Consider the following 23,214-nt stretch of genomic DNA (forward strand, 5'->3'; position numbering starts at 1 on the left):
AATTTATTCTTTACCGAAGCGGCGCTCCCATTCGCCCCAGCTGATTTCGCTAAAAGTCGGCTTGCCAAAAGGAGAAGTGTGGGGCGTGTCACAACTGAGTAGGGCTTCTGCCAGCTGTTGCACCGCGGCTTCACTCATGCCATCGCTGCGGCGGTAGCTGCCCTGCACGGCCAGTTTGGCTACGGCCTCCCAGACCAACTCGCTTTGCTTGCGGGAGCCGCCCCGTTGGCGCAGTAAGTCGACCATGTCGCGGACAAAGGCTTCGGCTTGTTCGGGCTCCAGCCATGCGGGCACGGCCTCAATGCGATAAAAGTGACGTCCAAATTCTTCGATGTGAAAGCCTTGTGCATTGACTAAGTCCAAGTGTGCGAGCAGTGCCTCCGAGGCTAAGGGTTCGAGCTCGACAGGATGTGGAATCAATAGCCCCTGACTCGGGGGGGCGCTCTTCTTGTAGCTTTCCAGGATGCGTTCAAAGCGTACGCGCTGGTCCGCATGCCGTAAGTGTAGCATCACGAGGCCGCGCGGTGTGTCGAAGAGCCCATATTGCTTTTTGAGTAGTGTGATTAGACGCCAGGTCGGCACGGATTGGGGCGCCGCCGCGTCGGTCCTGCTGACTGTCGCGGCGGGCTGTGGTTGCGGCGGTGTCTGTGGGCGAGGTTGAGGCGCTTTTTGAGGCGACGAGCTCGGAATGCTCACGGGGCTTGGTTTCGGAGTCCGCGTCGGCGCTGGAGGGGGCGAGGCAGGGGCGGCTTGGGGAGCTGGGCTCGCTTGGGGCGAGGTTTGGGGGCTCGTGGGGCGAAAAGATTCGACTACCTTGACGCTGGCCGAGCTGGGCGTGGCGGTTTCGACTGCTTCCGGATTGGCCTCGGGCTCGGTATCAGGCTTAGGTGCTTCGGCTTGCGGGCGTTGTGCTTCAGTTGCGGCAGCCAGTGTCTCGGTAATCGCACCCAGCACGAAGCGGCGGATTGCGCCATCATTTCGGAAGCGCACCTCACGTTTGGCAGGGTGTACGTTGACGTCCACTTCCTGTGGTTGAATTTCTAAAAATAAAAATGCAGGCGGGTAGCGCCCCTTCTGAATGCGTCCGTGGTAGGCGTCCAATACGGCAAAGCCAAGCGTGCGGCTGTCCACTGGGCGGCGATTTACCAGGGTGACTAGTTCGCGGCGTGTGGAGCGTCCGACACCGGGTTTGGCTGTCAGGCCCGTCAGTCGATAGCCCGTTTTGGGGTCGGATACATCGACGGGGAGCAGATCGTCGGCCAAGCTGCGCCCCCAGATTTCCGCCACGCGGTCGCGCAGGTTTTCACAGGCGGGGGATTGAAAAACGGTGCGGCCACCTTCCAGCACACGGAAGGCGACTTTGGGATGCGCCACCGCAAAGAGCCGTGTGTTGTAGGTGATGTGCGCGGTCTCGGTGGGATCGGTTTTTAAGAACTTACGTCGTGCGGGCACGGAGTTAAATAACTGTGCCACTTCGATCACGGTGCCTACTGGCATGCCGCAGGCTTTTTTTTCCAGCATCTTGCCGCCATTGATTTTGATCTCGGTGCCGTGTTCCCAGCCTTCGGCGCGGGTGCGCAGGGTGAAGCGTGATACCGATGCGATCGAAGGAAGTGCTTCGCCGCGAAAGCCGAAGCTCGACACTTCGTTTAGATCCACCGCTTCGCGTATTTTACTGGTGGCATGCCGTTCCAGTGAGAGCAGCGCTTCGTCCGGGCTCATGCCTTTGCCATTGTCCTCGATGCGAATGTAGGATTTTCCGCCGTTACGAAATTCGACTTCGATACGCGTGGCCCCAGCATCGATACTGTTTTCCACCAGTTCTTTGACCACGGCGACCGGGCGCTCGATGACTTCGCCAGCGGCGATTTGGTTGGCAACACGGTCGGATAATATGCGGATTGATGACATAGGTAAAGAGAAGCTACTCTTTTGAAGCACAGCGCGGTGGCTGCAAAGCAATTTCTGAATAAGTAAATCCGGACTTGTGGTTTTGGAGCATGGCTTACACTAACAATAGATGTGACCCATTGAAATGGCCACGCCGAGATTCGCTGGCGTGGTTGTGGGGTCGATCTTCTTAAACTCTTTACAAACAACGATATGTCAAACCGACTTGCAGACGAAAGCAGCCTTTATTTGCAACAACACGCCTCTAATCCCGTGGATTGGTATCCTTGGGGCGAGGATGCACTACGGGCTGCGGAGGAATCTGGTAAGCCTTTGCTGGTTTCCATCGGCTACTCGGCTTGTCATTGGTGCCACGTGATGGCCCACGAGTGTTTCGAGGACGAATACATCGCTGGCATTATGAATAAGCACTTCATCTGCGTGAAGGTCGACCGCGAGGAGCGACCCGATGTGGATCAAGTTTACATGGAAGCGGTGCAAATGATTCAACAGCAGGGCGGTTGGCCGCTCAATGTCTTTTGCTTGCCCGACGGACGCCCCTTCTTTGGCGGCACTTATTTCCCCCCGGAAGATCGGGGGCAGGGGCTCATTCCTTGGCCTCAAATGTGCATGCGCATCGCCGACTTTTATAAGCGCTCCAAGGATGAGCTGATTGAAAACGCGGAAGCCATTCAAAAGAATATTCTGGCGGGCACTCAAGCGGCCAGCACGGGCGGTGCCTCCGGTGGGTGGCATTCGGATTTATTGATCGAGGCAGCCGTCGGCATCTGCGGCAATCACGACGATCAATACGGAGGCTTCGGCAGTGCGCCGAAATTCCCACCTTCGATGTCGCTTAATTTCCTGCGTGCTCTGAGGCCGCAGGCTCAGCCAGAGCTGGCTAAGCGCATCGACGATATCAGCCATATCACGCTGCGCGCCATGGCGCATGGTGGGTTGTTCGATCAATTTGGCGGCGGTTTCGCCCGCTATAGTGTCGATGCGCATTGGCTGATCCCGCACTTCGAGAAGATGCTCTATGATAATGCGCTGCTAATTGACGCCTACACACGTGGTTGGCTGGATACGCAGGACCCACTCTATGCTGCGGTGGTCGCAGAGACCATTGGCTGGCTGGAGCGGGAAATGTCGGCGCCGGGGGGTGGTTTTTATGCCGCACTCGATGCAGACAGTGAGGGCGAAGAAGGGCGTTACTATGTCTGGACGCCCGAGCAGGTCGACTCTGTGCTGGGGCCATCGCTGGCTCGCGAAGTGCGCGCCGCGTATAACATCACCGCCGAAGGCAACTTCGAGCATGGCAACAGTAATCCCGCACTGGTGGAGCCCGACTTTGCGGTGCGCGAAAAACTTGCCGATGCTCGCCGCCTACTGCGTGAGCATCGCGAGGCCGAACGTGTGTCGCCGGGGAGAGACACCAAGGTGAGCACCGCGTGGAATGCCATGATCATTCGTGCGCTTGCCGACGCGGGGTTTTATTTTAATCGCCCCGAATGGACGCAGCGCGCCCGCAATGCTGCTGATTTTCTATGGGATGCACTGGTCACAGAAAGCGACGAGGGCATTCAGCTCAAAGCGGTCTATTATGAAACCGGCGGTGCTCAGGTCGATGGTTTCTTGCACGACTACGCGCTGTTGGGCGAAGCTTGTCTGGCGCTGGCGTCCAAAATCGATTGGGTTGAGCCTGGCGCCTCTGCCATATACCAAGCCCGTGCGCAGACCTGTTTGGATCAAGCGTTGCAAGCGTTTACGGATGCGCATTCGGTCGGTTATTATTTCACCGCCGAGGGCACGGCGACTCCTGTGGCTCGCCGTAAAGAGTGGTTTGATAATGCGACACCGTCCGGCAATTCTGTGATGCTGCATGCGTTGAGCGGGCTCTACGCCTTGACTGGTGAGGGGCGCTACGCCGCTGAGTTTGAGGCGACCTTGCCCGCTTTTGCCGATTACGCGCGCAAAGTCGCCGCTGGTGTCGCGCATGGCCTCGAAGCTGCCGCGACTCAGCAGGCGGGTATCGTCGTGATTAAAGTCGGGCAGGGGGTGGAGCTCGCCGCTGTGCGCGACGGCCTCGCCGCGCAGCCTTGGCGCAGAACCTTCATCCAGCAAAGTGTCGACTTGCCAGCCAAACAGCTACAAGTCTGCCTGGGCACGCAATGTTTAGCGCCGACTGAAGACCTTGCCAAAGCAATCGCTTCAATCTAGCTGAAGGTGGGACTCCTGCCTCAACCGCCACATTTTTAACTTTTAAGATGTCCGACGATCTTCACGACCTCTATCAGTCGATCATTCTCGATCACAACAAGCGCCCGCGTCATTATGGTGTACTTGCTGAGGCGACGCATCATGCCGAAGGCTACAATCCACTCTGCGGTGATAAGATTACAGTCTTCCTGCGCATTGTAGACGATCGAATCGAAGCCATTCAATTCGAAGCAGCCTGTTGTGCGATCTGTAAGGCCAGCGCTTCGATGATGACAGAGGCGCTCTTGGGCCAAAGCTTGGCGGCAGGGGAATCGATCAATGCTGAGGTGAGTGCTCTCTTAAATTTGGATACGGACTGCCAGCCGAGTTTGGAAACATCGGGCGAGCTGGCATCACTGGCAGGGGTGCGTCAATTTCCCGCGCGCATCAAGTGCGCGACCCTTCCTTGGCATACCTATCAAGCAGCTCTACTCAAATAGTGGAATCAAATTGCGCGGATCGTAGAGGGAACGGAGCTTTTGCTTCTTTAGAGTTCCGGTGAGCTCAAATTCAAGCAGGTTGGGGAGCGGCTTTATGATTAGGTCGCTGATTTTGCGCAGGTTGGAGTCGGGGTTGCCTGAGTTGGCAAAAAGAGATACTTTGAGCCGCATGTTGAGGGCTTGGTCGCTGAGGCGCAGAGTGCCCGGTGCGTTGATTTGGGTGCGGGTGCCGTCGATACGCAAGGGATCGAAGTGGACGATGTCGTTTTCGTAGTGAAAGTCGCCACGCATTTGATTGAGGTTAAATGAGGTAAAGTTGAAGTATGTGTTCTGTAGGAATTTTGAGAGAGGTCCAAGTAATTGGATGGTGCCTAGTTGATCGTTACGAATCTCAAAATTCCCAAACCCTGTGTGTTTAAAGGGATCTTTGGTGGGGCCTTCTCCGTGGATCTGTATGTCTACGCGTGCGTCTTCCCGTTTCGTGGATGCGGGGGAGTTTGTGGCCGTCGTTTCCAGACTGTGCTCCAGATTGTCTAATTGTGGCAGGTCGCGCAGGGCTTGGTTTTGATCGGCGTCCTTGAGGCTGAATTCATAGCGCAAAGTGCTGTCAGAGTCCGGGGGCGTATAGATGTCGATTTGTGCGCTGCCTTGACCGTCTGCGTAGCCAAGCTCTACCTCGCGCAGGTGAGTGACGTGAGAGCGGCCGTAGAGGTCAAAGCTTAGGTGGTCGAGTGGCACACCTCTGAATTTGAGAGGAGAGTCGAGTGCTGCGGATAAATCGAAGAAGCTCTTGCCCTGATACTCAGGGTAGCGGCTGTTAAAGATCGCGCCTTTAAGTTTAGTGACGGGTAGGTCGTCGGTCTCAAAGTCGGCGATGATTTGGGCTGCCGTTCCTTTGAATAGTTTGGCTGCATCTTCCAGAGTCAGTTTCGCGTCCATATCGAGGCGTAGGGAGACTGGCCCTTTGCCGTCGCCAATGCGAGAGGCGAAGGCGAGCTTGCCGTGGGCCCAGCCTTGGCCACTGCGGGTGTGTATATCGCGCAACTCGCAATAAGGGCCGCGTCCGCGTACGATGAGTTCAGCCGCGTCGAATGCGATGTCGCGGTAGCTGACGTTGCTCGCTTCCGCATGCCCGTAGTAGAGGTCGGCGACCTTGCGCTGGGTATTGCCGTAGATGATGAAGTCACCCAAGCTGTAGTCTGTGCGACTGAAGTCGAAGTCCTTAAAAATGGAGCCCCACCAGCGTGGTAGGATTGCATTATAATCGTAGGGCACCGCTGTGCCGTATAGGGTGAGTTTGTAATCGTGGCTATGGCTATCCAAGCTGAACTTGAGGTCGATCCATTGCTTTTGACGGCGGAGATAGAGGTTATTTATAGTGTATTGCCCGTCTTGATACGTGGCGTGTGTATTGATGTGGTCGAAGGTTAAGTGATCGACTTTCAGAGCATCGACTTGAGCGTAGACTGCGGCATGGTTGAGTGAGAAACCCGTGTCGAAGTTCATCTGGACGTCTAAGTAAGGTGGGGTTTCGTAGGCGATGTCCGGGAGGCGGTCGCGTATGGTCTCTGGAGTCAGTGATGCGAGGTCGATACTGCCGCGGGCGCGCACATGACCACTGTGAGTGTGTGCATCGATACGACCCTTCAATGCGATCGCTCCATTTAGACTACGTGTGGAGCCGTGGAAGGCGATTTCCGGATAGTGCTTCGGGTTGATTTGGAGCGTTGGTGCGTCCAGTTCATAGTCTTGGAGTGTGATGCGCTTTGCGGCCAAGTTACACGGGGGCCAATGGCCGGAGAGTAGCCCATTTAGTTCGATTCGGGGGAATTCCGCGCTGAGGTCTTCTGCTTGTATTTGGAAGCGTGGCGCATCGAGTTCTGTGCATGTGAGTCGTGGGGCGGACAGGGGACGGATCGTGCCATCCTGGATTTGTATGCGTGCTTGTAGTTCTACATTGCTAGCCTGGACTTCAGGGTGTCGCAGTTGTCGACTGCTCAGATGTAGGTCGATGATTTGATCCTGTGTATCGGTGGATGTGTATGTGAACGCGACTGTTGGGGCTTTGAAGTAACTGATGCGCTTCTTGTATTGTGAGAATTGGGCGACTTGGCTGTAGAAATTTTGAGTCCATTCGCTGATGTTTGCTTCATTGAGATTCAAATTTTTGTAGCTCGCTTTGGCTTTGGCTGAGGCGCTTTGGGGTGATTGAAAATGGAAGCTGCCTCTCAGTCGAATGTCATCATTGAGTGCTGCAAAGCGCTCGACATTCCAATTGCCTGCATCGGGTGCGATGCGGAAGGCGATACGTTCCAATATGGCACGCCGGTATCCGTCAGGCGAATACACTGATGGAATGTACAAAGTGCCAGCTGTGAGCACCAGGCCAGCGGGGCTGGGCAGCTGGTTAAAACCTTGCCATGCGAGTTGGACTTCCAGGGCATCGGCTTCTAGCAGATTTTGCTGAATTTCGCTGGAGCGTAGTTTGACGCCGACGAGGGTTACTGAGCCGTCCAGTTGAAGGCGAAATTCATCGGCCGTGAAGATGATGCCGGGCGGTAATTTTTGGGCGATGACTTGGTGGCTCCAACCGGTGGGAAGTGGCAGGTAGCCATAGATGAGTATGCAGCCGATGACTAGGGCTTGCGTGATAAAGATCAGGAGCAGGCTGGCATCCCAAAATAGCTCCAGCAATGTGCTGAGGCGAAGCTTTTTAAGGAGGGCCATGGTGCACGCTGTGACTTACTCGCTGATCTTTGAATCGATCACTCCGGGGGCGGCGACGGGGGCGATGGTCTCGGGGGCGGGCACTGGGTTGCCTGCTTGGGCTTCAGGCGGAGTTTCCATATCGTCCGTTAGTTCATAGAGCGCGTCCAACAATGGCTGTGGGATCTCGAAAATGGCATTGTGCTGTTTAGAGCCGGCAACTTGAATGGTGCCGGATAGCCGCTTGGTGAACACGTATTCGCGTTTTTCTGTTCGGTAGGTGCCGCCGCCGGGGAGCTGTATGGTCGCGCTGAGTTTGAAGATCCAAGGAAGTGTTTTCTCCGAGTCGACGGGGTAGGCATCCGCGTAGTTGTCGAGCAGATAGCTCTTTACTTTAAAGTCGCGAATGGCGTCGATTAAGACGCGAATGTGTGGGCCACGTTGGCCTTCGAGCTGTTCCAGTAGATTGTCCCAACGAATACTGTCCTTGGGGAGCGTGTAGTCAAAGATTGTCTCTCCGGTCTCTAGTTGTGTTAGTTGCAAGGAGCTAATACGTGCAGAGGAGGGCAGTGTGTCGAGTGTGCGATTGCGGTAGTAGGAGGTGTTGAGTGGCACTATTTGTAGGGTCGGGCGCCGTTCGACCTGAAAGATGAAGTCGGCTTGATTGGTTTTCGCGTAGAGTGCCTCGTTGTCCTCCTCGGGGTGAGCGAGAGTCAGGACGAGGGGATCGCCTTGAACGAAACTGAGTGTGACGACGCGGCGCGGCTTATTGAAGCCTAGGCGTTCTGTATCGGTGGGGGAGGGGGCATCGACGGCGAAGCCGCTGGCACGCAAGTTGGAAAGTTCGTCCATCAGCTGCTGGATGATTGCCGGGTCTGCGCGGTGAGGTTGGATCTCATCTTCGCCCTTGCTTTCAAGCACCTGCCAGTCGCCTGTTTCCAGCTTTTGTAGTCGGATCTTGCGTCCGTTTTCAGAAATGTTGATTGCGGAGAGCGTCGCGTGATTAAAGTTTATGAAATTACGTTCGCGCAGAGCTTCCTGTGCTTCGCGCAGTGCATCGAAAGGGCGAGCCATTAGCGTAAACACTGCAGGGTTGTCTTCGAGTTTTGCGAAGTATTGAGGGGGGCCTTTTGCGTTGGGATCGAGGTTGCCGATGATCAGGGTCTGGCGGCGCTTGTTACCGTGGATGGTCACCTGCATGAAGGGAGTCTCTAGACCTTGTAGGATCGGATCGGCTTCGTTGCCTTCAATGAAGCGGACGACTTTGGCCGCGGTGAGTGTGTTGATGGTATTGTCCACGAGTGCGGGATCGGCCTTGGCAGCGAGCGGAGCTTCGAAACGCCATGTGCCATTATTGCGGGCCAGACGCACTTTGAGCGAGCTGCCATCTGCGGTGCTTTCGGAGCGAATTTGTAAGCCGAGTGCATCGACTTCGAAGACCGGAATGTCAAAAATCTCGCGAGTGCGCAGGTCATTGAGGTCGACCAGTAGACCGTCGATGACTTGACGATTAACAACAAATATCTCGCGTCCGTCAGGGCCGAGTAGATAGACGTTGTTTCCGATTTCAGTCAGTGTGCCGATGCTGAGCGATATGGTTTGCTCGCCCTCGGCGATTACCAGCCTGAGCAAAGGGTCGTCCAGACCGTAGTCTGCCAGAGTTTGCCCGGATTTTTCGATTTCATCGACGGGGAAGGAGGCGTCTTCTTCTAGAAACTGCAGTTGGTTGAGAATGCGGTTGATGGCAAAGTAGTTGGCCGACCATTGCATGGGCTGGGTGATGGTCCAGGTAGAGCCTTTCCGCTCCAGAATACGCGGGCTTTCCAGGCCGCGGCCGTGTAGTTCGATGCGGTCCGCATCGAGCAGTTCGCGGCCGATCTGTCCAGACAGGCCGCCGAGCTCGGGCTGCACCTGATTGGCCTGTTTGTTGAGGTAGGCGATGAGGCCGAAGGTAATGACGTTGAGCGCGAGTAGAAAGACTGTGAATTTGAAGCGCATGTTCTTAGCGGCGGCGGATGAGATAGATGAGCAAACCCAGCAGCGCGGTGGCTCCCGGTAGAATTGCAAAGTAAATGAGTATGCGGTTGAGGTCCCGCTCGCTCATGACGACTTGATAGCTTTCGAGTGGACGGGTAGCGATCTTGAGCAGGCTGTTTTTGGAGAGCGCCCAATTGATGGAATTGAAAAACAGGGTGCGGTTACCAAAGGCGCGTAGGCGGTTGTTGGTAATGAAGTCAGAATTACCAAAGGCGACAAAGCGGCCACCGGGGATGTTGATGCCGAGTTCAGTGCCTGCGGTGCGTGTGGATACCGTGGCGATGGTGATGGGGCCTTTGAGGTCGCGCCCCGCGTCGAATTGAATCGGGTCCTGCGTGCGGTAGTCGCGCTCGCCCCAGCTCTGATCGGAGGTGCCGATGATTTGAGTCACTTTGAGGCGGGGGTCTTTGAGCGAGCCGGGATCGGTGCGCATGGGGCGAGGTTGCCCGAAGAGCGCGGTGATCTGGTAGTCGACCAGTAGATTTGTAATGGGGTGTTCGGCGAAGCGACGGATGATGAGGTCGCCCCCTTGTGAGCGAAAGTCGGGGCCGTCGTCCACCACGACCATGTCGTCGGCGAGTACGCCCCAGTCGTAAAAGAGCTCTTCCATGCCATGGCGACGGCCGGGATCAATGAGCACGATCATGCGGCCATTACGCTCGTTCATGTAGCGGCGTAGTTTTTCCACTTCCTCGGGGAGTAGGCTGGCTTGTGGCGAGGGCACGACGATGAGGTCGGCGTCGGCGGGCACATTTTCATCCACTGCGAGGTCGATGGTGGCGAGGGTGTAGTTACGCTCACGCAGAAAGGCTTCGAGCTGCGAGAGTCCACGTAGTGGGTCGACGTCGTCCAGTCGCATTTCGCCGTGGCCGACGAGGAAATAGATTTTGTCCTCATCCTTGGAGGAGACGTCGATGATGGCGGAGGTAATCGCTTTTTCGCCACGGAAGCCGGCGATTTGATTGTTCTCGACCTCATATAGATCCGCTTGGCGGATCTCACGAGTGCGTTCGCCCATGGCGACTAGGATTATGTTTTCTTGGGTGAGGTTGTATTTGTTGGCGAGTTCCTGTGCGCGCTTGCGCTGCCGGTAGATGTCGACGAATTCGATATTGATGTAGGCTTTGCCTTCGTGCATGCCTGCGGCTTCGTACTCGCGAAAGATTTTGCGCAAATGCTGATGGATTTGCTGTTGCTCGGCGACATCGGGGTCGTTGGGAATCGTGACGATAATGTCGACGGGCTCCTCCAGCTCACGAATGTAGGCTTTGGACTCGGGGGCGAGGGTATAGCTACCGGACTGGGTGAGGTCGATGCGGCCGTAGTATTTGGCTGCCAGATAATTGAGTGAGGCGATCAGGCATAGCCCGAGGACGATTTGCACCGATCGGTTGACGATGCGAAAACGCCGTGCGACGCGATATTCGTTGAAACGGTTGATTTGCATTGGGCAGTTTAGGCTTTCGCTTCGATCACTAGGGTGGAGAGGCCCAACAATAGAAAAGTTGTGCTGGCGTAATAAAAGAAGGGCCGTGTATCTATGATTCCGCGTGAGAAATCGTCCAGGTGTTCAAAGATCTGGAGGTAATTGACCGTAGCGACGACCCAGGATGAAAGTTCGCCACCGGCGTCGGCAAGGTTGGCCATCTGTTGGCCACCGATAATGACGACAAATAGGGTCGTGAAGCTGAGCATGCCTGCCACTAATTGGCTGCGGGTGACGCTGCTGGCAAAAATCCCGATTGAGATGAAGAGCATGCCACTGGTCGCGAGAAAAAGAAAACTGCCCGCGAGGGGGGCGAGATCGAGGAGTGCGCCACTTTCTGCGGCGTGCGGGTAGAGTTTTTGAGTGATAAATGGGAAGCCGATGGTGAGCACCCATAGTAGCATGTAAAAGAGATAGGCGCCGGCGAATTTACTGAGAATGACGGCTACACGTGATGTGGGCGTGGTCATGAGCGTGTCTAGAGTGCCAATGCTGCGCTCGCCGGCAATGCTGCGCATCGTCAGGAGCGGCACGACAAAGAACACCGGGATCCAGAAGATGCTGAAGAATTGCACTGTGGGGAGCACTTCTGAGGGAGTATTGATCATTCCGCGCAAGATGGCCCAATACAGGAAGCCCATTAAGCTGAGGAACAGCACCGCCGCGATGTAGGTGGGCGGGCTGATGAACAACATACGTAGCTCGTGTTTAAGTAGTATGAAAAAATGGCGCATGATCTAAATGACTGCTGGCAATGGCAAATGAACGGGGGAGCTAGGTGGAAATTTTAGGCTTGGTCTCGATGGTTTCTTCCCAAGAGCGCTTGGTGGCTGCGAGAAAGATCTCTTCGAGATTGGGCTCGCGGGGGGCGAGGCTGTGCAAGGTGAAGCCAGCTTGATTACTGAGGGCTTGAATCAGTTGCGGGCCGATTTCACCTTCTTTTTCAATGCGTAGAGTGAGCTTGCAGTGGTTCTCGGCCTGTGGGGTGTTTTCGAGTATGCTCGCTTCGAGTCCGTTTTGAGCCAGGCAAGGGAGCACTGCCTCGCTGTCGCCATCGATGAGTAAGCTGAAGCGGTTGCCAGGGAGAAATTCCTCTCGTAGCTCAGTGCTCGTGCCGGAAGCGACGATGCGGCCGCGATTGATAATGATCACTCGGTCGCAAGAGCGCTCGATTTCGGGCAAGATGTGACTCGATAGAATGACGGTGTGCTTGCCGCGCAGGTTGTTGATCAGCTTGCGGATGCCTTGGATTTGGTGGGGGTCCAAGCCGATCGTCGGCTCGTCCATGATGATCACTTCGGGATCGCCGAGCAGGGCATCCGCGATGCCGACGCGTTGGCGGAATCCCTTCGAGAGTGTGCCAATGATCTTGCGACGTGCGGTGCGGGCGAGGTCGCAGATCTCCATGGCTTCTTGCACGGTCGCACGCAGCTTACGGCTGGGCACTTCTTTTAAACGGGCGCGGAAGCGTAGATACTCGACGACTCGCATGTCGTCGGGGAGTGGGTTGTTTTCCGGCATGTAGCCGATCTTGCGTTTCACCTCGTGCGGGTTCTGAGCCACACAGATGCCGCCGACCCAGGCCGAGCCTGAAGTGGCTGACATGATGCCTGAGAGAATGCGCATGGTCGTGCTTTTTCCGGCTCCGTTGGGGCCGAGGAAGCCAACAACTTCACCCGGATTGACGGTAAAGTTGACTTTATGGATCGCGGTCAACGCGCCATATTGGCGGGTGAGATCTTTGACGCGTATGCTGGGGGTGGACTCCATAGTTCAGTGCTTGTTTGAGTGAATCCTGCATGCTAAAGGAAAAAATAGACAGCATCAAGGCTCTGTAAGGGGTATTTTACAGGAGTTCCATTCATCAAGCCACTACTCGCCCGCGGGGGGCTGTGCGCTTTTGCCTGTGAAGTAGTCTTTGTATTCAGCGAGGCCGTCTTCGATCGCATCTGCGACGACGATGGATGCCGCGAAAAACATGATAATGGCATTCGATGCGGCATCGCTCTCTTCCAGCACTTGTATACGCTCAGAAAACGCGCGGTTTAACGTTTCCAGCTCCTGATAATACATCTTTAGGCCATCGAGATCCCAGTCGGCTTCGCCGCCTTCTTTGTAAATAAAAAATTGCTGTGTGAGGTAGGCGCTGACGGTGCGATGCAGTGTTTCGCCAAAGGAGCAGAAGGGCATGTGGAAGTTCGCCATGATGCGCAGCTTTTCCAGGATGGGGCAGCCACTGGTCGCCATTTGTAAGCCGAGCATCGAATTCAGTGCGCTTTGTAGATCGCATTGCTGCTTAAATATGCGTCTGTGAGTGACTACGCTGAGGTCGATCTGCTCGACCGAAGCTGAATTTTTAAAGGTTTCGAGCACTTCGTGCACGCGCACCGCGGCAGGACAATGTAGGCAAGAGGGGCTTGTGAGCGGGCAGTTGGGACACTGCTTGGTTTCCAGCTTGGTCCACTCGGGGTAGGGCTGTGGGATGGGGATCGGTGGGCGAGTGTGCGTGGAGCTTTTACCGATGCCGATTGTAAATATCAGTTCTTCCGCTCCAAGTCCGAAGACATATTTGATCGTATCGGGGGCAGTCAGGTTCACAAAGACATATCAAACGGAAAATATGCCACTTGGCAAGACGCTTAGTAGCTCGGCTGTCGGGGCATATTAGGGGGAGGTTTTCGGGCGTGCTCAGATGGCTAATGACAGTCGCTGGCTTCTGAATTAAGGTTTATCGAACTTCGGTGGAGGAGGCCGGTGTCGGCAATTTATCGCCGCATACCTTACAATAGGTGGCGTCATGATCATGGCTTTCCCATCCACAAGCAGGGCAGATGGGGTCGCTGTCGGATGAGGGCGTGGCGGGATGTGTCATTTCCGCAGTCACGATCGCGGTGGGGACTGCAATGATTCCGTAGCCTATAATCATGATGATCGAGGCCACAAACTGGCCCAAAGGCGTCTGCGGGGAAATATCGCCGTAGCCGACCGTCGTCAGTGTCACGATCGCCCAGTAGACACTTTTGGGGATGCTGGTGAAGCCGTACTCGGCGCCTTCGATCAGATACATGAGTGAGCCGAGGATGAGCACTAGAATCAGTACAGCAAAGATGAACACGGCGATCTTACGGGCAGAGGAGCGCATTGCTCGCATCAGGGTGTTGGCTTCGCCAATATATTTGGCCAGCTTGAGCACACGGAAGATGCGTAATACCCTCAAGACGCGCAGTAGCATTAGATAGTGTGCGCCTGGGATCAGTAGGTCGATGTAGGTCGGTAAGATGGCGAGTAGGTCGACCACACCAAAAAAGCTGCGACTGTAGCGTGCAGGTTTATCTGAAACGTACAGTCGCAGAATGTATTCTGCGGTGAATAGGCCCGTGATGATCCATTCCAGGATGTAGAGTAGTTGACGTGTCTGCGGTGCGATCGAGGGGACGCTTTCCCACATCACCAGTGCGACGCTCAATAGGATCGCCAATATGAGGATGACATCAAAGGCCTTCTCATCCCATCGGGTGGATTGGAAAATGATGCGTCGGCACTCGGTTCTGAATCGTCCTGACATGGAGCGTTATGGAAGCTGCGAAGTGCGGCCTTGGCAAGTTGGTAAATGGAGGTGTCGGAGCCGTGCACTAGGGAGCGCTGTGGCTGGAGGCTTTGGGGGCTGGTGTTATCTTGTGCGCGGACATCGGTGACTCGAGCGCATTAGTTTATTTATAAAACCCGCCGCCGAGTAGTTTGTCGCCGTCGTAGAGGGCTAGTATTTGCCCCGGGGAGAGGGCGCGTTGGGGCTGGTCGAAGCTGACTTTGGCCCGGTTGTCACCTAGTGGTGTGTAGTGGATGGCTTGTGAGGGATCACGGTAGCGAGGCTTGGCTAATAAGCGGCAGGGTTTGGTGATCGTTTGATTGACGAAGCTGAGGCCGTAGACTTCGACCTCGGTGGTGAAGAGGCCGGGGGAGTCGGGCTTGTCGAAAGCGACGATGAGTTCGTTGCGCTCCATGTCGAGGCCGGTGACAACGTAGAATTCGTTGTCGGTGTTGGAGGGCACGCCTATGCCGCGGCGCTGGCCGGTGGTGTAGCGGTGCAGGCCGCGGTGTCGGCCGAGCACTTTGCCTTCAGGGTTGACGATGTTGCCAGGCTTGTCGTCGATGTAGTGTTCGAGGAAGCGACTGATGTTCATGTCGCCGAGAAAGCAGATGCCTTGGCTGTCTTTTTTGGTGGCGTTGGGCAGTTTGTTCTCCATTGCGAGTTCGCGCACGCGTGGCTTTTCCAGTTCGCCGACGGGGAAGAGGGCGTGTCGAATTTGCTCTTGGCGTAGCAGGGCGAGGAAATAGGTCTGGTCTTTGTTTTTGTCGAGGCCTTCGAGTAGGTCTTGGCTGCCGTCGTCGTTGGTGAATTTACGTACGTAGTGGCCGGTGGCGATGCCTTCGAAGCCTGCTTTGAGGGCATAGTCTTGAAAGATGCCGAATTTCATTTCTCGGTTGCACATGATATCCGGGTTGGGGGTGATGCCGCGTTGGTAGCCGTCGACGAGGTAGTTCACGACGTGTTCGCGGTATTCGTTGACGAGGTTCACGATTTCATAGTCAATGCCTAGGTGTGCGGCGACGGCCCGGGAGTCTTCGATGTCTTGCTGCGCAGGGCAATCTGCCAGAGGCATTTCTTCGTTCATCCAGGTGCGGATGTAGGCACCTGAAATATCGTAGCCTTGCTCTTTGAGGAGCCAGGCTGCTACGGCGCTGTCGACGCCGCCCGAGAGCGCTACCAGGATTTTCTTCATAAGCGGTCAAAGTTAAGTACTAGGATGGGATGGCGTCAATTACTGAGGGTGGGGTGAATCGGCTGATTTCTGCTGCTAGCTAGTGAATGGGTATTGCGCTTGCTAGCGTCTATTGCAGACAATAGAGCTGCTATGGGTAAGAAGACGCAAAAGATCGCGAATGCATTTTGGGAATCACGGGATGCCGGGTTAATCATCCTTTCGGCTAATTGGCCGAGCACGACGACCTTGCCGCCGCTTTTGCTGGGACCGAAGGAGCAACCGTTTGCCAAGGTCGAGCGTTTGTCGCCAGAGGAATGTGGGCACTATTGTCGTTACTATCGTCGTAAGAATAGTTGGGTCTTTACGCTGCGTTCGAATCGCTATCCGCAGCTGCTGGATCGCAAAGTGCGTGTGTTTTTGGGGGGAGATTTTAATAAGTGGGGCAAGGCGATTGGCCAGTCGCAGTGGGAGTTGAAGCCAGTGGATGACGCCGCGGAAACGGTTTATGAGCTTCGGGTGCCGCTGAAGTTAATTCCATCGGGTCGGGTCTTTGCTTTTAAGTTTGTGACGGATCAGGAGGTGTGGCTGGACGTGCCAGATAGCGCGCCGAATCGTGTGGAGCGGGATGGAGTGTCGAATTTCTTATTTCAACCAGAGCAAACCGGGAGCCATATCTTTCGCTTTCATACGCCGGAGGGCTATGAACCTATGGGGAATGAGAAGATTATCTGGCGTTCGGCGGAAGTGGAGGAAGTGCATGAATTGCCGCATACCCAGTTTCTGACCTCTGCTAAGAGCGATCTTGAGTTGGGAGCGATTGTGGCGAATGGGCAGACGACTTTTCGGCTGTTTGCGCCGCGGGCGACTGCGGTCAAGGTGTGCTATGGTCAGTTGGCTGACGGCAGTGATGCGCGCACGTTTTCGATGGGCTGTTTGGATGGGTGCACGTGGTCGCTTCTCGTGGATCAGGATCTGGATGGCTATTATTACACCTATCGAGTCGAGGGCCTGAGTGTGGAGGGGACTTCGCATTTTGATCCTAATTTTGCCGTGCTGGACCCTTATGCCAAGGCATGTCTGGGGCGGCGGGGGCCGGGAATCGTGGTGGCGTCGGATCGTATGCCTAAAGTGAAGCAGAGCTATACGCCGCCGGCTTGGCACGATTTGGTGATCTTGGAGGCGCACGTGCGTGATCTGGCGGCGCACGCACCGATTGAGCTGACAGCTCAAGAGCGCTCAGGCTACGCGGGGCTGCGTAAGTGGCTTAAGGCTGAAGGTTCATACTTGAGGGAGATCGGGGTCAATGCGGTGGAGCTGCAGCCGATTCAAGAATTTGATAATGAGCGGCCTGAGGATTATCACTGGGGCTACATGACGGTGAACTATTTTTCTCCCGAAAGCAGTTACGCTGCGGAGCCTGAAAAGGCCTCGCAAATCGAAGAGTTCCGTGCCTTGGTGGAGGACTTCCATCAGCAGGATATGGCGGTGATTCTTGATGTGGTCTATAATCATGTCGGGGAGCCGAATCACCTGCTCTTTATCGATAAATTTTATTACTTCCACCTGGATAAGGGGAATGACCTCATGAACTGGAGTGGTTGCGGCAACAACTTGCGCTGTGACACGGCGATGGGGCGGCGCTTGATTATTGATAGTTTGAAGCATCTGGTTGAGACCTATGACGTGGACGGTTTCCGCTTTGACTTGGCGGAGCTGATTGGGATTGAGGTCTTGCGGGAAATTGAGATCGAACTTAAAAAGGTGAAGCCATCGTTGATTCTGATTGCAGAGCCGTGGAGTTTTCGTGGTCACATTCAAGAGGAACTGAAGGAGACGGGCTTTGCTTCCTGGAATGACGGTTTTCGCGAGTGCATCGCCAAGTATGTGAAGGGGGAGGGCAGCCAGGATATTATTCGTCACTTCGTGGCGGGCTCACCAGGCACGACGCGCTTTGTGGCGCAGACTATTAATTATACTGAGTCGCATGATGACCACTGCTGGATTGATCGCATCACCGAGCGTCCGAAGGGTGATGGCACGGACCCGACGCTTTTGGATCGTCGCCGGACCCATTTGATGGCGTCGTTGCTCTTTGCTTCACTGGGGGTGCCCATGCTAGCTGAGGGGCAGGACTTTATGCGCTCGAAGCGTGGGATTGAGAATACCTATCAGCGTGGCGATATTAATGCCTTGGATTATAACCGCCGCTATGTGTATTCGGGCACGCATGGATATTTTCGCGATTGGATTCGCTTCCGTTTATCAGATTTGGGCAAGGCCTTGCGCTATGATGGCGGCATGAGTGAGGACTACGTAAAGTTTTTCTTTGCGGAGGGATCGAGTGCCGCGGTGGTGTTGTTTAATGCAGATAAGTCGGTCGATACGCCTCAACTGGTTTATGCGATCAATCCGCATTTGGTTTATGCGGATATTGAGTGTGCTGCGTTGAAGCCGGACACGCTCAAGCAAATCGCGGATCAGGAGCGCTTCTGTTTGCAGGGGATTGATTCGGCACGTATCCCATTGGATTCGAAGCGTATCTATCTACCGCCGCTGACCTGCGGTTTGTGGTTGGTGTCAGCTGCGGTTTAGTGCGCGAACTCGTATTGCTTGGCAGCGTTACGGGTGACTTCGACCCATTCGTCCCACGTTTCTTTGAGGGAGGCGCGGAGTGACTTGATCTCTTGTTGGAGGTGCACTTTTTGATCGTCGCTGGCCTTTTTTAGCTCGCGGGCTTTGGCCATGAGCGCGGCTGCTTTTTCTTCGAAGGTGGCGGAGAGCTCTTCGAGTTTTGCTTTGAGTTCGGTCGCGCAGTCGTCCATCTCGTGGCTGATGTGGTCCAGGATCATTTTCTTGTCCTTGGACACGAGCGATTTTTGCACGGTGATTTCGTTGATCACGCGTAGGTTTTTAACTAGGCCGAGCTTGGAGGCGAGCCAGATGGTCCACTTGGAGGGGTCGAAGTGATACCAGCGGATGCCGTTGCGGTAGTCAGCTGCAAAGGCGTGGTGGTAGTTGTGGTAGCCTTCGCCAAAAGTGAGTGTAGCTAGGATCGCGTTGTCTACGGCGCTGAGTTCGCGGGCATAGGTTTTGGAGCCGTAGGTATGGCAGAGTGAATTGATGAACCATGTGCAGTGGTGGATCATCGCCATGCGCATGAGAAAGCCCATGTAGAAGGAGGCCAGCGCGCTGCCGGTAATTGCCCATCCGAGTAGGAAGACTGCGAAGTTTACCCCCAGCAGGAATTTGCCGTAGTGCTTGTCCTGTAGCATCACGCGTGGGTTCTTCATTAAGTCGGCTACCAGGCTCTTGTCGAAGTCGCGCTTATAGTCGAATAGCCACAGAATGTGGGCATACCAGAAGCCCTTTTTGATCGAGTAGGGGTCCTTGTCGGTATCTACGTGATTGTGGTGGACGCGGTGGTCGTGTGACCATTTGAGCGCCGACATTTCAAAGGCCAATGCGGAGCTGAGTAATACGCACCATTCGAAGAACGCGTTGGCGGAGTAGGCTTTGTGTGAATACATGCGGTGATAGCCCACTGTGATCGACATCCCGCCCATAATGTAAGTGATCAGAAAGAGCGCGATAGCACTCCACGAAAATACGCTGATGAAGGCCGGCAGTAGCGCGATCAGCGCAATGTGGTAGGCGACGACAAATGCGAACATGTCCCAGTTTTTAATTTTCATAAATAAATCTTAAGTTGTGATGGCGAAGCTGCTTTTCGGGCTAGCAGGCTTGGCCTGTGTAAGTGCCTCATTTAGAGAGGATCGCAGCGCTGAATATGTTGTTGGCGCCACTCTGAGTAGTGGCGCGTAGTCATCGCATTACTCGCGCTAATGTCAAGCGCATTCGGGTAGTCCTCACTGCCCCGTGAAGTGCAGTTTGATTAATTAAACTTATAGCTTGACGGATCTGGATTAGCTGCGATGTTCGCTTTGGTTCAATTCAACTGAATCCGTGGAATAACACTTGCCATGGCAAAGTACCTGCATACAAGTGCCAGTTTTACGGATTTTATCTCAACCTGAAAACAAACACATATATCATATGGCTACTAAAATTGGAATTAACGGATTCGGTCGCATCGGCCGCCTAGTCTTTCGCTCTCTTGTCGAAAAAGGGCTTCTTGGCTCAGAAATCGAAGTGGTTGCTATCAATGACCTCGTTCCTGCTGAAAACCTCGCTTACTTGCTCAAGTATGACACGACACAGGGTCGCTTTAAGGGCACTGTGACTACAGAGGGTGATGACACGCTCGTAGTGAACGGCAACAAGATCAAGACTCTTGCGCTTCGTGAAGGTCCTGCAGCCCTTCCTTGGAAAGAGCTTGGCGTGGACATCGTGATCGAATCGACTGGTCTTTTCGTACAAGACGAAAAGGCAGCGGGTCACCTTGAAGCAGGTGCTAAGAAGGTCATCATCTCCGCTCCTGGTAAGGGTGACGGTGTGAAGACTGTTGTTCTTGGTGTTAACGACGAAGAGCTTACAGCAGAGCACAACATCATCTCCAACGCATCTTGCACCACTAATTGCTTGGCTCCGATCACTAAGGTGATTCTTGAGAACTACGGCATTGCTGAAGGTTTGATGACAACAGTTCACTCTTACACTGCGACACAAAAGACTGTCGATGGTCCTTCTCCTAAGGACATGAAGGGTGGCCGCACTGCTGCGTTGAACATCATTCCTTCCACTACAGGTGCTGCGAAGGCTGTTGGCCTCGTGCTTCCTGCGGTTCAAGGTAAGTTGACTGGTATGTCTTTCCGCGTTCCTACTCCAACTGTTTCGGTAGTTGACCTCACCGTTAAGACTGAGAAGAGCACAACTTACGAAGACATCTGCGCGAAGATGAAGGAAGCTTCCGAAGGTTCGCTCAAGGGTATCCTTGGTTACACTGAAGACGAAGTGGCTTCTTCTGACTTCATCCACGAAGAGTTGAGCTCCGTATTCGATGCGGGCAGCGGCATGGGGCTGAACGACACATTCTTCAAGCTCGTTTCTTGGTATGATAACGAGTGGGGTTATTCTAACCGCGTCGTTGAGCTGGTTCAAAAAGTTTCCAAGTTCCTTTAAACTGGATCTCTGGTAACCATTGATTGATTTTCTGGCCGCCGCGGCAGGTATCCCATCCGGATTCTTGATTGCGGCGGCCTTTTTCTTTTTCTCGACGCTTTCGCGGCGCTAAGAAAAAGAGCCCTCCGAAGCTCGTAAGAGTGTAAGACGGTTTTTTTTTTTAACACTTTCGCGGCCTGAGCTTGTCAAGGGTAGCGTCAAAGCAAGAGCTTCTCTCCTTCGTTCAATGGCGAAAGGGCAGGCTAGTGATTTCTTAATTCCTAATTTTAATTCCTAATTCTAAAGACATGGCCACTAAAACAATTAATGACGTCAATCTCTCTGGCAAACGCGTGTTCGTTCGCTGCGATTTCAATGTGCCGATCAAAGACGGTGTGATCAACGATGACTCTCGTATCGTTGCGGCGCTGCCGACTATTCAGCTCCTGGTCAAGCAGGGGGCTAAGGTGATTCTCGCGTCGCACCTCGGCCGTCCTAAGGGTGAGAAGAACGCAGAGTTTACGCTCGCACCTGTCGCTGAAGAGTTGGCAACACAGCTGGGGCAGCCAGTGACTTTTGTCGAAGACTGCATCGGTGAAGAGGTTGAAGCCGAGGTCGCCAAAATGGGCGATGGCGATGTGATGTTGCTGGAAAACGTCCGCTTCTATGCCGGTGAAGAAAAGAATGATCCGGAATTTGCTGCAGGGCTGGCTAAGTTGGCTGATGCCTTTGTGAACGACGCATTTGGTACTGCGCACCGCGCACACGCCTCCACTGCGGGAGTTGCCAAGCACCTCTCACCGTGCGTGTGCGGTCTGCTAATCGAGAAAGAGCTCGCTTACTTGGGGGACAAGACGGCTAATCCCGAGCGTCCGTTGACAGTGATTCTTGGGGGCGCGAAGGTCTCTGATAAGATCAAAGTGATCGATGCGCTCTTGGAAAAGGCCGATACCATCATTATTGGTGGCGCCATGGCATATACATTTGCACTCGCCGAAGGTCGTAAAGTTGGCGAATCGCTTAGTGAGCCTGATTTCATTGAGACTGCTAAGTCCGCTTTGGCTAAGGCTAAGGAAAAGGGCGTGAAGTTCTTGCTGCCAGTGGATAACCTCGCGGTGAAGGACCTCGACTTTGGTGCGGGTACCGTAGGTGAAACTCAGTTCTTCGAAGGTAATATCGAAGACGGCTGGGAAGGTGTTGATATTGGTCCTAAGAGTATTGAACTCTTTAGTAACGAAGTAAAGAACGCCAAGACTGTTCTCTGGAACGGGCCGATGGGTATCTTCGAAATCGACGCCTGCAATAAGGGCACTTTCGCAGTGGCCAAGACGATTGCTGAGTCCGATGCCTGCTCTATTATTGGTGGTGGCGATTCCGTGAAGGCGATCAAGATGGCTGGATACGGCGACCAAGTTACATTCATGAGCACCGGTGGCGGTGCTTCGCTCGAATTCCTCGAAGGCAAGGAGCTCCCCGGCGTAACCGCCTTGGACCAAGCCTAGAGTATTCTCTTTTCTAAATCTTAATTCTTAATTTTAAAATATTATGAGCAAATCAGCACGCAAATACCTGATCGCAGGTAACTGGAAAATGAACTTGAACTCTGCCGAAGGTGCAGAGCTCGCTAAGGACGTGGTCAGCCTCGTTGGCGCACAGACGGATGTCGCTGTCTGTGTCTGCCCTACGTTTACTGTTTTGGAGTCTGTCTCTAAGGTAGTCAGTGGCTCCAATGTTCAACTCGGTGCGCAAAACATGCACTTCGAAGCTTCCGGTGCTTATACTGGAGAGATCTCTGCGGAAATGTTGCGCCACCTATTCGCCAACTTCGTGATCCTTGGGCACTCCGAGCGTCGTGAGGACTTTGGTGAGACGGATGCGATCGTGAATAAGAAGACTCTGGCTGCTTTGGCTGCGAACCTTAAGCCTATCGTTTGTATCGGCGAGACTTTGGAAGAGCGCGAAGCAGGTAAGGTTAAAGAAGTGATCAAAACTCAGTTGGAAGGTGCCCTTGTCGGTGTCACCGCAGCTGCAGCCGATGCACTTGTGATTGCATACGAGCCAGTCTGGGCGATCGGTACCGGTAAGACTGCAACTCCGGAAATGGCTGAAGAGGTGCACGCGGAAATCCGCTGCCTACTAGCGGGCCTGATTGGAGCTGAAGCTGCTGAGAAGGTGCGTATCCTCTATGGTGGCTCCATGAAGCCAGAAAATGCAGACGAGTTGCTTGCGCAAAAGAACATCGACGGTGGGCTCATCGGCGGTGCTGCGCTTAAGGCGAGCTCTTTTGCGGCTCTGGTTGAGAGCGCTCAGAAGTTATCTAAGTAAGTTACGTATTCAGATTTTAAAGACAAAGCCGGAGGGGAGCCCCCTCCGGCTTTTTTTATTGCCGGGATTATTCTTCAGCAGTCGAGGCCAGGAAACAGAAGCCAGCCGCTGTTAATCAGTTACTTACGAAAATGACGACATCGACATTCTTAGCGAGACGGGAAGTGGCATAACTCCTTCGAAGAATCTTTGATCTGCAGCTAATGGCGCCGTGAAACGAGAGGGCTAGTTCCTTCTTTTAGCTGTGTGA

At 54.3% G+C, this 23,214-nt stretch carries 16 protein-coding genes; 6 read left to right on the top strand and 10 right to left on the bottom strand.

Annotation, left to right across the window (positions count from 1 at the left end; genetic code table 11):
* Positions 1–3: 3 nt before the first annotated feature.
* Entirely contained in the window at positions 4–1,911 is a 1,908-nt protein-coding gene (gene mutL / locus SH580_RS13580; RefSeq protein ID WP_319831389.1) for a DNA mismatch repair endonuclease MutL, read from the bottom strand.
* Positions 1,912–2,103: 192 nt separating this feature from the next.
* Between mutL and SH580_RS13585 the strand changes: the two genes are divergently transcribed.
* Both SH580_RS13585 and sufU read left to right on the top strand, forming a co-directional pair.
* Complete coding sequence (locus tag SH580_RS13585) at positions 2,104–4,110, top strand: thioredoxin domain-containing protein (RefSeq protein ID WP_319831390.1); 2,007 nt, start codon at positions 2,104–2,106, stop codon at positions 4,108–4,110.
* Positions 4,111–4,157: 47 nt separating this feature from the next.
* On the top strand, positions 4,158–4,589 hold the full coding sequence (gene sufU / locus SH580_RS13590; protein ID WP_319831391.1) for a Fe-S cluster assembly sulfur transfer protein SufU: 432 nt from the start codon (positions 4,158–4,160) through the stop codon (positions 4,587–4,589).
* On the opposite strand, the gene SH580_RS13595 is transcribed toward sufU, so the two are convergent.
* The 8 genes from SH580_RS13595 to mnmA form a co-directional block, all read right to left on the bottom strand.
* A complete protein-coding gene (locus SH580_RS13595) occupies positions 4,578–7,316 on the bottom strand; it encodes an AsmA-like C-terminal region-containing protein (protein ID WP_319831392.1) in 2,739 nt (912 codons plus the stop codon). The two genes, sufU and SH580_RS13595, sit on opposite strands and share 12 nt — an antisense overlap.
* Positions 7,317–7,331: 15 nt before the next feature.
* The gene (locus SH580_RS13600) at positions 7,332–9,293 is read right to left on the bottom strand and encodes a DUF4340 domain-containing protein (RefSeq protein ID WP_319831393.1); all 1,962 of its coding nucleotides are present in this window, start codon (positions 9,291–9,293) and stop codon (positions 7,332–7,334) included.
* Between the two features lie 4 nt (positions 9,294–9,297).
* Positions 9,298–10,779: a GldG family protein gene (locus tag SH580_RS13605; protein WP_319831394.1), complete on the bottom strand. Its 1,482-nt coding sequence runs from the start codon at positions 10,777–10,779 to the stop codon at positions 9,298–9,300.
* A gap of 8 nt (positions 10,780–10,787) precedes the next feature.
* Positions 10,788–11,552, bottom strand: a complete 765-nt coding sequence (locus SH580_RS13610) for an ABC transporter permease (protein WP_319831395.1) — start codon at positions 11,550–11,552, stop codon at positions 10,788–10,790.
* 40 nt (positions 11,553–11,592) lie between these two features.
* A complete protein-coding gene (locus SH580_RS13615) occupies positions 11,593–12,588 on the bottom strand; it encodes an ABC transporter ATP-binding protein (RefSeq protein WP_319831396.1) in 996 nt (331 codons plus the stop codon).
* 102 nt (positions 12,589–12,690) lie between these two features.
* Positions 12,691–13,416 (bottom strand): DUF6901 family protein, encoded by a 726-nt coding sequence (locus tag SH580_RS13620; RefSeq protein WP_319831397.1) that lies wholly within the window; start codon positions 13,414–13,416, stop codon positions 12,691–12,693.
* 130 nt (positions 13,417–13,546) lie between these two features.
* On the bottom strand, positions 13,547–14,383 hold the full coding sequence (locus SH580_RS13625; RefSeq protein WP_319831398.1) for an ion transporter: 837 nt from the start codon (positions 14,381–14,383) through the stop codon (positions 13,547–13,549).
* Positions 14,384–14,528: 145 nt separating this feature from the next.
* Positions 14,529–15,599 carry a tRNA 2-thiouridine(34) synthase MnmA gene (gene mnmA / locus SH580_RS13630; RefSeq protein WP_319831399.1) on the bottom strand — a complete coding sequence of 357 codons (1,071 nt, stop codon included), beginning with the start codon at positions 15,597–15,599 and terminating at the stop codon, positions 14,529–14,531.
* A gap of 132 nt (positions 15,600–15,731) precedes the next feature.
* Here mnmA and SH580_RS13635 point away from each other — a divergent pair, with 132 nt between their 5' ends.
* The gene (locus SH580_RS13635) at positions 15,732–18,173 is read left to right on the top strand and encodes an alpha-amylase family glycosyl hydrolase (protein WP_319831400.1); all 2,442 of its coding nucleotides are present in this window, start codon (positions 15,732–15,734) and stop codon (positions 18,171–18,173) included.
* Here SH580_RS13635 and SH580_RS13640 read toward each other — a convergent pair.
* Positions 18,170–19,273 (bottom strand): acyl-CoA desaturase, encoded by a 1,104-nt coding sequence (locus SH580_RS13640; RefSeq protein WP_319831401.1) that lies wholly within the window; start codon positions 19,271–19,273, stop codon positions 18,170–18,172. The genes SH580_RS13635 and SH580_RS13640 overlap by 4 nt on opposite strands.
* A 361-nt stretch (positions 19,274–19,634) precedes the next feature.
* Between SH580_RS13640 and gap the strand changes: the two genes are divergently transcribed.
* From gap to tpiA, 3 genes are all read left to right on the top strand, one after another.
* Positions 19,635–20,660 carry a type I glyceraldehyde-3-phosphate dehydrogenase gene (gene gap / locus SH580_RS13645; RefSeq protein ID WP_319831402.1) on the top strand — a complete coding sequence of 342 codons (1,026 nt, stop codon included), beginning with the start codon at positions 19,635–19,637 and terminating at the stop codon, positions 20,658–20,660.
* A 287-nt stretch (positions 20,661–20,947) separates the two neighbouring features.
* A complete protein-coding gene (locus SH580_RS13650) occupies positions 20,948–22,141 on the top strand; it encodes a phosphoglycerate kinase (protein WP_319831403.1) in 1,194 nt (397 codons plus the stop codon).
* Between the two features lie 43 nt (positions 22,142–22,184).
* On the top strand, positions 22,185–22,964 hold the full coding sequence (gene tpiA, locus SH580_RS13655) for a triose-phosphate isomerase (protein ID WP_319831404.1): 780 nt from the start codon (positions 22,185–22,187) through the stop codon (positions 22,962–22,964).
* Positions 22,965–23,214: the final 250 nt, after the last annotated feature.

The sequence above is a fragment of the Coraliomargarita algicola genome (assembly GCF_033878955.1).
Taxonomy (GTDB): domain Bacteria; phylum Verrucomicrobiota; class Verrucomicrobiia; order Opitutales; family Coraliomargaritaceae; genus Thalassobacterium; species Thalassobacterium algicola.

Coding starts and splice junctions, on each gene's coding strand:
- mutL (WP_319831389.1), bottom strand. CDS start 1,911: ATGTCATCAATCCGCATATTATCCGACCGTGTTGCCAACCAAATCGCC.
- SH580_RS13585 (WP_319831390.1), top strand. CDS start 2,104: ATGTCAAACCGACTTGCAGACGAAAGCAGCCTTTATTTGCAACAACAC.
- sufU (WP_319831391.1), top strand. CDS start 4,158: ATGTCCGACGATCTTCACGACCTCTATCAGTCGATCATTCTCGATCAC.
- SH580_RS13595 (WP_319831392.1), bottom strand. CDS start 7,316: ATGGCCCTCCTTAAAAAGCTTCGCCTCAGCACATTGCTGGAGCTATTT.
- SH580_RS13600 (WP_319831393.1), bottom strand. CDS start 9,293: ATGCGCTTCAAATTCACAGTCTTTCTACTCGCGCTCAACGTCATTACC.
- SH580_RS13605 (WP_319831394.1), bottom strand. CDS start 10,779: ATGCAAATCAACCGTTTCAACGAATATCGCGTCGCACGGCGTTTTCGC.
- SH580_RS13610 (WP_319831395.1), bottom strand. CDS start 11,552: ATGCGCCATTTTTTCATACTACTTAAACACGAGCTACGTATGTTGTTC.
- SH580_RS13615 (WP_319831396.1), bottom strand. CDS start 12,588: ATGGAGTCCACCCCCAGCATACGCGTCAAAGATCTCACCCGCCAATAT.
- SH580_RS13625 (WP_319831398.1), bottom strand. CDS start 14,383: ATGTCAGGACGATTCAGAACCGAGTGCCGACGCATCATTTTCCAATCC.
- mnmA (WP_319831399.1), bottom strand. CDS start 15,599: ATGAAGAAAATCCTGGTAGCGCTCTCGGGCGGCGTCGACAGCGCCGTA.
- SH580_RS13635 (WP_319831400.1), top strand. CDS start 15,732: ATGGGTAAGAAGACGCAAAAGATCGCGAATGCATTTTGGGAATCACGG.
- SH580_RS13640 (WP_319831401.1), bottom strand. CDS start 19,273: ATGAAAATTAAAAACTGGGACATGTTCGCATTTGTCGTCGCCTACCAC.
- gap (WP_319831402.1), top strand. CDS start 19,635: ATGGCTACTAAAATTGGAATTAACGGATTCGGTCGCATCGGCCGCCTA.
- SH580_RS13650 (WP_319831403.1), top strand. CDS start 20,948: ATGGCCACTAAAACAATTAATGACGTCAATCTCTCTGGCAAACGCGTG.
- tpiA (WP_319831404.1), top strand. CDS start 22,185: ATGAGCAAATCAGCACGCAAATACCTGATCGCAGGTAACTGGAAAATG.